Here is a 709-nt window from a genome sequence, read left to right as displayed (position 1 = left end):
GCAGCCGGGAGGTGGTGGCGGCCAGCGGGCTGCCGCCGGTCACCTTGAACACGGCGACGCCGTGGGCGGGGACGTTGGCGGAGATCTGGCCGGAGGTGCTCGACGTACCGCCGGTCCACAGGTCGGTGAGGGTGAACGAGCTGCCGGACAGGCCGACTTGCGCGGCCGTCGTGGTGATGGTCGCGGTGCCGCCTCCCCGGTTGAACAGGCCGACCGCGACGGAGCCGTCGGACAGGGGCTTGGCGAACACTTCGGTGCTGCCGTCGTCGCGGACCCGGCGTCCGCCCGCGCCCCGCGGGTCCTGGTTGACCGCCAGCAGGCGCGGGTTGCGCAGGATGGCGCTCACGTCGGCGGACATGGTGCGGATGTCGTTGCCGGCCATGAGCGGGGCGCTCAGCAGCGACCACAGGGCGAAGTGGGAACGGGACTCGGTCAGGGACAGGCCGGGGCGGCCGACGACCAGCATGTCGGGGTCGTTCCAGTGTCCCGGGCCCGACTGAGCGGCCAGCGGTGCGGTGACGTCGAGGACGTTGCCGACGCCCATCGGGTAGCTGTTGGTGTTGCCGTTTTGCCAGATGTCGAGCAGGTCCTCGGTGGTCCGCCACAGGTCGGCGACCTCGCCCCAGTTGTACTTGTCGCCGGCGGGGGCGTGGAAGCTGTTGGGGTTGATGCTGTAGACGATCGGCCGCCCGGTGGCGCGCAGGGCGTC

The 709-nt window shown here is 71.7% G+C and carries 1 protein-coding gene; it reads right to left on the bottom strand.

The window, feature by feature from the left end; translation table 11 throughout:
* Positions 1-709 (bottom strand): alpha-galactosidase (locus POF73_RS45840; RefSeq protein ID WP_443049780.1); only part of this gene is annotated, 709 nt, incomplete at both ends.

Origin of the sequence: Streptomyces sp. HD (assembly GCF_028369295.1) — a bacterium.
GTDB lineage: Bacteria > Actinomycetota > Actinomycetes > Streptomycetales > Streptomycetaceae > Streptomyces.
The sequence above is the reverse complement of the archived record's forward strand: the minus strand, read 5'-3'. Positions and strand labels throughout refer to the sequence as shown.